Origin of the sequence: Holdemania filiformis DSM 12042 (assembly GCF_000157995.1) — a bacterium.
In the GTDB taxonomy this organism is placed as follows: Bacteria; Bacillota_I; Bacilli_A; order Erysipelotrichales; family Erysipelotrichaceae; genus Holdemania; species Holdemania filiformis.
In genome coordinates, this window is sequence record NZ_GG657561.1 from 499,036 (window position 1) to 506,799 (window position 7,764).

Consider the following 7,764-nt stretch of genomic DNA (forward strand, 5'->3'; position numbering starts at 1 on the left):
AAAACGGCGTGCGCGTCGCGATGCTGGAAGATGAGGGCGAGGTCATCCTCGATCGTTCCTGCTTCTACGCCGAAAGCGGCGGACAGGTGGCCGACGGCGGCACGATGTCCTGCGACGAAGCGGATTGCGAGGTGCTCGACGTCAAGAAGGCGCCGCACAAGCAGTTTATGCATCATGTGAAAGTCGTCGACGGCGTGCTGAAGGAAGGCATGAAGCTGCAGCTGCAGGTCGACGTCCAGCGCCGGATCCGCACGATGGCCAACCATTCCTGTGTCCATCTGATGCAGAGCGCGCTGAAGAAGATCGTCGGCGATCACATCGCCCAGGCCGGCTCTTATGTCTGTCAGGATTACGCGCGGTTCGACTTCACTCATTTTGAAAAGGTCAGCGATCAGCAGTTGAAGGAAGTCGAAGCGCTGGTCAACGACTTCGTCATGGCGAAATTCCCGGTCCATACCGAAGTCATGGCGATTGAAGAAGCCAAGCATTCCGGCGCGATCGCGCTGTTTGATGAAAAATACGGCGATGAAGTCCGCGTCGTATCGATGGGCGAGGTTTCCAAGGAACTGTGCGCCGGCACGCATGTCCACAACACGCAGGATATCGGCGTATTCAAAATTGTCAGCGAAGAAAGCATCGGCTCCGGCATCCGTCGGATCACCGCCAAGACCGGCTATGCGGCCTATCAGGAGTTCGTCAGCGAGCAGGACGTGTTAAAAACGATCGCTGCGCAGCTGAAGATGAACAGCCTTAACGGCGTCAGCGAAAAGGTTGCGGGCGTCCTGGAAGAAAACGCGGCGCTGAAAAAAGAAATCGGGCAGCTGAACCAGAAAATGATGGTCTTCAAAGCGGACGACATGGTCAATCACGCGGAAGCGGTCAACGGTCTGAATATCATTCTGGAAAAGGTTTCCGGACTTGACGGACAGGCGATGAAGAACCTGGCGGAAACGCTGCGCAATAAGTGTGAAAAATCTTTCATCTTCTTGGCTAATCCGTCGGAAGGCAAGGTCACCTATGTCTGCGCCTGCAGTAAGGAAGCGATCGCCAAGGGCATAAAAGCCGGAGATTTCGTGAAAATGGCGGCCCAGATGAGCCAGGGCAACGGCGGCGGCCGGCCGGACATGGCGCAGTCGGGCGGCAAGGATGGTTCCAAAGTGGACGAAGTCTTTGCGCTGATTCGCTCAAAACTTTGAAAATCCCTTTCCAATTTCCGCAGTTTACGCTAAAATGAATTCAAGGAGGGATATCCATGTCAAAACAAATTACCGAAACGATGTCTTTTAAGTCAGAGGAGATCCGCAGAGATAACATCAAGCAGGTGCTCCGGCTGACAAAAGAAGCGCTCGAAGAACGAGGCTACAATGCAGTGAACCAGCTGGCAGGGTATCTGATTTCCAATGATCCGGCCTACATTTCCTCGCATCACAACGCCCGCAGCATCATTCAGTCGGTCGAGCGTTACGAAATCATCGAGGAACTGGTGCGTTCCTACCTGGAAGAAAAGTAATGGAACGGATCATGGGGCTGGACCTGGGCAGCCGCACGCTGGGCATCGCGGTTTCCGATCCCCTGGGCATGATTGCCCGGACCGTGGAAACGTTCCGGTTTGCGGATGACGATTACGACGCGGCCTGCGCCCGGGCGGTGCAGCTGGCGAAGGAGCTGGGTGCAGTGAAGTTTGTGCTGGGCCTGCCGAAGCACATGAACGGCGATGTCGGGATCCGCGGCCAGATCTCGCTGGATTTCAAGGCGAAGCTGGAAGCAGCCTGCGGCCTGCCGGTCATCTTACAGGATGAACGGCTGACGACGGCGGCGGCCGAGCGAATCTTAATCTCTGCGGACGTTTCCCGCAAAAAGCGCAAAGCGGTGATCGATCAGATGGCGGCAGTGCAAATCCTGCAGAGTTATTTAGATCAGAAGCGCTAAGAGTGCAGCAATGCACTCTTTCATTTGAATCGCAAAAAGGAGGAAAAAGCGATGTTGGAATCAAATAAAATTTTAATTACGGAAGAAGACGGCACGGAAACAGAAATGGAAATCCTGTTCACCTTCGACGACGACAGCCGCAGCAAAAGCTATGTGCTGTTCACCGATCCGAAGGATGAGGAAGGCGAGGTTTTCGCCTGCAGCTACACCGACGAGGGCGAAATGGAACCGGTTGAGGATCCCGAGGAGTGGAGCATGATCGAGGAAGTCTTCGGGGCTTTTGTCGAGGAATTAGACGATGCCGAAGTCGAAGAATAAACGGCGCAAAAAGAATAACGGACTGGCCGCCGTACTGATCGTGCTGGTCGTATGCGCCGGCCTGGTTCTGGGCGGGATTTTCTTTTACAACGGTCAGCTGAAGCCGGCCGCTTCGGAAAGCGAACAGATCACCTTTACCGTCAGTCAGGGCGAATCGCTCAACCGGGTCATTAAGAACCTGGAAGATCAGGGCGTGATCCGCAGCGGCTGGGCGGCGAAGATCAGTGTCAAGCTGGCGAAGCTGACGAACATCAAAGCCGGCACGTACATCTTGGATCCGAGCTGGGAAGTCCGGGAGATTTTTGAAGTGCTCAACGATTCCCACGGAGCTGTCGTTAACGACACGCGCTTAACGTTCATCGAGGGCGACTGGGCGAAGCATATCGCTGAAAAAATCGGCGAGACGACGCGCTGCAGCAAGGATGAAATGTTGGCGCTGTGGAACGATGAAAGCTATGTCCGTTCGCTGATGAGTGATTATCCGTTTTTAACTGAGGAAATCTTCAATGCGGACAGCCGGATTTTATTAGAAGGCTATCTGTTTCCGGAAACCTACAATTTCTTTGTCGACGCCGACGCCGATCAGATCACCCGCAAGATACTGGATCAGACGCTGAAGGTTTACAACGAGTTTGCGGATCAGTTCGCGCAGTCGCAGCTGAGCGTGCACCAGCTGTTTACGCTGGCTTCGATTGTTCAGTATGAAGCGGCCAAGCCGAGCGATATGCAGCTGGTCGCGGGCGTGTTCTACAACCGTCTGGCCGCCGGCATGAAGCTGCAGTCCAGCGTCACCGTGTGCTATGCGATTGATAAGGAAAAAGACGACGACTGGATGGCGTGCGAGGTCAATCCGGACTTTGATTCCCCGTATAACACCTACCGCGTCGAAGGTCTGCCGCCCGGCCCGATTCTCAATCCGGGACGGGATGCGATTCAGGCGGTCCTGCAGCCGCAGGCCAGCGATTACCTGTATTTCATGGCCGATGTGAAGGGCGACGGCACGGTGTATTACGCCAAGACCTACGCCGAGCATCAGGCCAATGTCCGCAAGTATTTAAAATAAGCGTCAGTCAGGAAGAGGTGAGGGAAGATGAAGCCGTTATTGATCGGCATCGCCGGCGGCAGCGCGTCGGGGAAAACGACGATCGCCCAGTGTCTGAAGGCAGAATTTGAACAGACGCGGTCGGTTGTGATCATCCGTGAGGACGATTATTACAAAGACCAGTCGCAGAAAACGATGGCGGAGCGGGTAAAAACGAATTATGATCATCCGTTTGCTTTCGATCATGCGCTGATGATCGAACAGATCGACGCCCTGTTAGCCGGGCAAGCGATTGAGAAGCCGGTTTACGACTTTGTCCAGCATACCCGCAGCACCGTTACGGAAGTGATCGAGCCGTGCGATGTCGTCGTGCTCGAGGGGCTGTTTGTGCTGGAGGAACCGGAGCTGCGCAAGCGCTTAAACATCAAGGTGTACGTTGATACCGACGCCGATATCCGCTTTATCCGGCGGCTTTTGCGGGATGTCGAGGAACGCGGAAGAACACTGCAGTCGGTCGTTAATCAATACACAGAAACCGTGCGGGTGATGCACGAGCAATTTATCGAGCCGTCCAAACGGTATGCCGACGTGATCATCCCCGAGGGCGGAAGCAACGTCGTTGCGATCGATCTGCTGAAGACAAAAATCAGTAGCATCATCAGTCCAAATATGCTATAATAGCCGAGCTAAGGAGTGAGAAAACCAATGGCAGATGATAAAATTTATGTAACTCAAGAAGGTCTTGAAGAATTAAAAAAGGAACAGGAAAACCTGATCCATGTCGTTCGTCAGGAAGTCATTGAAGATTTAAAGGCCGCCCGGGCGCAGGGCGACTTGTCTGAAAACGCCGACTACGATGCCGCGCGGGATCGTCAGGCTCAGGTTGAAGCCCGGATCCGCGAGCTGGAAGTCATGCTTAACAATATCGAAATCATCGACGATAAGCAGGGCTCGGTACGGGTTGCGAAAATCGGTTCAACCGTTAAGATCGAAGAACTCGACACGCATCAGATCGACGAGTTCACAATCGTGGGTTCCGTAGAAGCGGATCCGCTCAACGGCAAGCTGTCCAACGTCACGCCGCTGGCGGAAGCGATTCTGGAACACAAAGTTGGTCAGACCGTTGAAGTTCTGGTCGACGAGCCGTATCAGGTAAAGATTTTAGAGATTCGGTAAAAAAAGCAGGATTTTTAACAATTTGCGCAATAGAATAAGCAGGTGATCTTATGAGAAAAGAGTTCCTGCTTATTTTTTGTTTCGTTTTTCTGCTTCTGCCGCTGATTCCGCAGCGTGTCGTCGATTTGGATGCCATGCGCGGACAGCCGATTACCGTGACGATCGAGGGGGCTGTGCGGGAGCCGGTTACTCTGACATGTCCGCCCTACACCGAGCTGGGCGAATTGCTGGACCAAGTGACGCTGCTGGACGATGCGGACCTCTCGCCATTTTCAATGACGATGATCGTCAAGGATCACGACGTGTTCCAGATTCCCCATTTCCAGGAAACGCCGCGGATTTCGATCAACACCGCATCCATCGAGCAGCTGACGCAGCTGCCGGGAGTGGGGCAGGCGACGGCGGAAAAAATCGTGGCTTACCGCGCGGAGCATGGTTTGTTTCAAACGTTGGAAGATCTGATGCAGGTGCCAGGCATCAAACAGAAGAAATGGGAAGCGCTGAAGGAGTTTATATGCTTATAAACGACACTGACGCGCTGCGCTGGCTGGTTTGCGTCGTGATCAGTCTGTCTCTGCCGCTCCCCGTGCAGAAAACCGGCCTGCTTTTCAGCCTGGTCTTCGTGCTGATCTCAGCCCGCCCGAAACAGCGGAAGTTTCTTGTTCTTCTGGCTGTCCTCGGTTCTTGTCATTCTGTTCTGGCAGCTGAAACTGCCGCCGGCGCTCACTCCACTGCGGATCAGCGGCACGGTGAGTGCGGTTTCCGCCAACAGCTTTATCCTCGAAAATCCGCAGGGCCGCTTTCAGGTGATCAGTGAAAATCGTCCCGGGTTAGACGATCAGGTCGAGGTCGAAGGGGAAAGCAGCCTATTTGAAGAAAATTATTCGTTCTATGGTTTCGACGCGAAGGCCTGGTCGCTGCGGGAAAAGCTTAACGGCCGCGTGTTTGCCAAAACCGTTAAGATCGTAAGCACCGGGAAAACGCCGCGGGCTTTTCTTTACCGCCGCATTGAAGCGATCCGCGATCCGGCTGCCCGTGCGCTGGCAGGCAAGCTGATTCTGGGCGTGAATGAGGAAGAAGGCGGACTGGCGATCTTGCTTCGCTGCGGATTTCAAGTCAGCGTGCTGATCCAGGGTCTGGGGATGATCTGCGGCTGGTTCTGGACGGACCGGAGCGTGCGGAGGATCCGCTTGGGGACCGTGCTGGGCATCGCCGCGATACTGCATTTTCCCTATCCTCTGGTTCGTCTGGTGCTGAGCGAAGGCTTCCGGCTGAATCCCCATCGCGATAAAATCGAAACGTTTAAAACCAAGTGGCTGTTATTGGCACTGTTAGCGCCGCGAAGGGTCGCGACAGCGGCCTTTCTGCTTCCGTTCGCGTTTGCGCTGCTCGCTATGTTTCCTGCTCGCTCAGCGCCGCGGACCGCCCGTTTTACGCTGAGCTGGACAATGCAGAGCTTCCTGTTTCATGCCGTGAATCCCATGATGGTGCTTGGGATGCGCGTGTTGCGCTGGGGACTGGCGCTGTGTACGCTGGGCTCTCTGGCCGGGCTTGTCTTTACGCCGTTTCTGTCCTTCAGTGTGAGTCTCGCCGGTCTGTTGGATCAGGTCTTAGGCTGGGGCGGGGAGCTGCCGGGGCAGCTGTCGTGGCTGATTGTGATTCTGGCCGGGGTTGCCGGGACGTTCCCCAAGCGCGTGCGGATGATTCTTTTCGGCGGGCTGATCGGGATCTGGACGCTGTTGGGCTGGTGGCATCCGTGGGCCAGTCTGACGCTGATCGACGTCGGTCAGGGCGACAGCATCCTGATCCGCCTGCCGTACAATCAGGGGAATCTTTTGATCGATACCGGCAAGCCGGCGGCGCTGGATCAGGTTGAAGCGATGCTTCAAGGCGAGGGCGTGCAGCGGCTGGACGCGCTGATCTTAACGCATGAGGACGATGATCACAGCGGCAACAAGGAGGCTTTAATCGAAGCCTATCAACCTGCGCAGGTGATCGAGAGGATGACCGAACCGCTGACCCTGCATGGCTTAACGATTTTCAATCTGAATCCTGACAGTGAAACGCAGCAGGGGAACGAGGGATCGCTGGTGCTGCTTTTGCGGATGCAGGATCTGACGATGATTCTGAGCGGGGACGCCCCGGCTGAAATTGAGCAGAAAATTCTGGATCAGATTCCCGGCCTGCACGCGGATATCGTCAAGCTCGGGCATCACGGCAGCCGCACGTCCAGCTGCGCGCGTTGGCTGCAAATGCTGAGACCGATTGTGGCGCTGAATTCCAGCGGCCGCAATAACCGCTACCAACATCCCCATCCCGAGGTCATGCAGCGCCTGGAAGACTGCCGGATCGGGATGTTCGATACGAAGCAGGAAGGCGATATCCGGATTATCGTGACGCCGATTTGTAATTTCCTTTTTACCGCACGCCGGGGATTTGCTATAATAGGGTAGGTGATTCGATGAACTATTTATTGTACGGGTCGGAAACGTATCGGCTGAAGAAAAAACTGGACGAGCTGCTGAAAGCGAACGATCCGGAAAACACGGGTATGAACACGGTGGTCTACGAAGCAGGCAACGCTGATTTTCAGCTTCGTGCGGTTCTGGAAGACGCCTGGACAATTCCGTTCTTTGCGGAAAAGAAAACCGTCGTCGTGCGCAATCCGGTCTTTTTAACGACGAGCGGATCGTTAAACGAGAAGGACGGCAAAGCGCTGGAGGACTACCTCAATCACAGCTGCCCAAGCACCGATTTAATTTTCTGCGGTGAGTTTGAAAGTCTGGATCAGCGCAAGAAGCTGGTCAAGCTGGCTGTAAAGACGTGCCGGGTGTTCACGATGAAGCGGCTTGATGAACGCGAGTTTCGTTCGTATGTCAATCAACAGCTATCAGCGCACCAGCTGATCCTGTCGCGCGAAGCGATGGACGAGCTGATGCAGCGGCTGCCGCTTGATTTGGAAAGCTTCCATCAGGAGCTGATCAAGCTGACGCTGTTTGGAACAAAGATCAGCCGCGACGACATCGTGCATCTGGTCAGCCGCCCGTTGGACGAGGACGTGTTTCATCTGGTCAATGCCGTCATCACGCATGATTTAAAACAGGCGATGCACCTGTGGCACGATCTGGATTCCCTGAACAAGGATCCGATTTACCTCGTCGCCCTGCTGGCTTCGCAGTTTCGCCTGATGGCGCAGGTGCGCATGCTCAGCGATCGGCGGATGAGCGAATCGATGATCGCCCAGCAGCTGAAGGTTCATCCTTTCCGCGTCAAGAAAGCGCATGAAGCTGTAGCCCGGC

Annotated in this window: 10 protein-coding genes; all 10 read left to right on the forward strand. The window is 54.9% G+C overall.

The window, feature by feature from the left end; genetic code table 11:
* The coding region (locus HOLDEFILI_RS15020) for a DHHA1 domain-containing protein (protein ID WP_006060682.1) at positions 1-1,196 on the forward strand (1,196 nt) is incomplete at its 5' end.
* Positions 1,197-1,252: 56 nt separating this feature from the next.
* Positions 1,253-1,510, forward strand: coding sequence for an IreB family regulatory phosphoprotein (locus tag HOLDEFILI_RS15025; protein ID WP_006060683.1), 258 nt, complete (start codon positions 1,253-1,255; stop codon positions 1,508-1,510).
* Positions 1,510-1,929, forward strand: coding sequence for a Holliday junction resolvase RuvX (gene ruvX / locus HOLDEFILI_RS15030; protein WP_006060684.1), 420 nt, complete (start codon positions 1,510-1,512; stop codon positions 1,927-1,929). The genes HOLDEFILI_RS15025 and ruvX overlap by 1 nt, the downstream gene beginning before the upstream one ends.
* Before the next feature lie 51 nt (positions 1,930-1,980).
* The gene (locus HOLDEFILI_RS15035; protein ID WP_039865117.1) at positions 1,981-2,247 is read left to right on the forward strand and encodes a DUF1292 domain-containing protein; all 267 of its coding nucleotides are present in this window, start codon (positions 1,981-1,983) and stop codon (positions 2,245-2,247) included.
* The gene (gene mltG / locus HOLDEFILI_RS15040; protein ID WP_006060686.1) at positions 2,228-3,310 is read left to right on the forward strand and encodes an endolytic transglycosylase MltG; all 1,083 of its coding nucleotides are present in this window, start codon (positions 2,228-2,230) and stop codon (positions 3,308-3,310) included. Before HOLDEFILI_RS15035 ends, mltG begins: the two co-directional genes overlap by 20 nt.
* Positions 3,311-3,337: 27 nt before the next feature.
* Positions 3,338-3,967 (forward strand): uridine kinase, encoded by a 630-nt coding sequence (udk, locus tag HOLDEFILI_RS15045; RefSeq protein ID WP_006060687.1) that lies wholly within the window; start codon positions 3,338-3,340, stop codon positions 3,965-3,967.
* Between the two features lie 27 nt (positions 3,968-3,994).
* Positions 3,995-4,465 (forward strand): transcription elongation factor GreA, encoded by a 471-nt coding sequence (gene greA / locus HOLDEFILI_RS15050; protein ID WP_006060688.1) that lies wholly within the window; start codon positions 3,995-3,997, stop codon positions 4,463-4,465.
* Positions 4,466-4,515: 50 nt separating this feature from the next.
* Positions 4,516-4,989 carry a ComEA family DNA-binding protein gene (locus tag HOLDEFILI_RS18580; protein ID WP_006060689.1) on the forward strand — a complete coding sequence of 158 codons (474 nt, stop codon included), beginning with the start codon at positions 4,516-4,518 and terminating at the stop codon, positions 4,987-4,989.
* Between the two features lie 135 nt (positions 4,990-5,124).
* The gene (locus tag HOLDEFILI_RS15060) at positions 5,125-6,918 is read left to right on the forward strand and encodes a ComEC/Rec2 family competence protein (RefSeq protein ID WP_039865119.1); all 1,794 of its coding nucleotides are present in this window, start codon (positions 5,125-5,127) and stop codon (positions 6,916-6,918) included.
* Between the two features lie 8 nt (positions 6,919-6,926).
* The coding region (gene holA / locus HOLDEFILI_RS15065) for a DNA polymerase III subunit delta (RefSeq protein ID WP_006060692.1) at positions 6,927-7,764 on the forward strand (838 nt) is incomplete at its 3' end.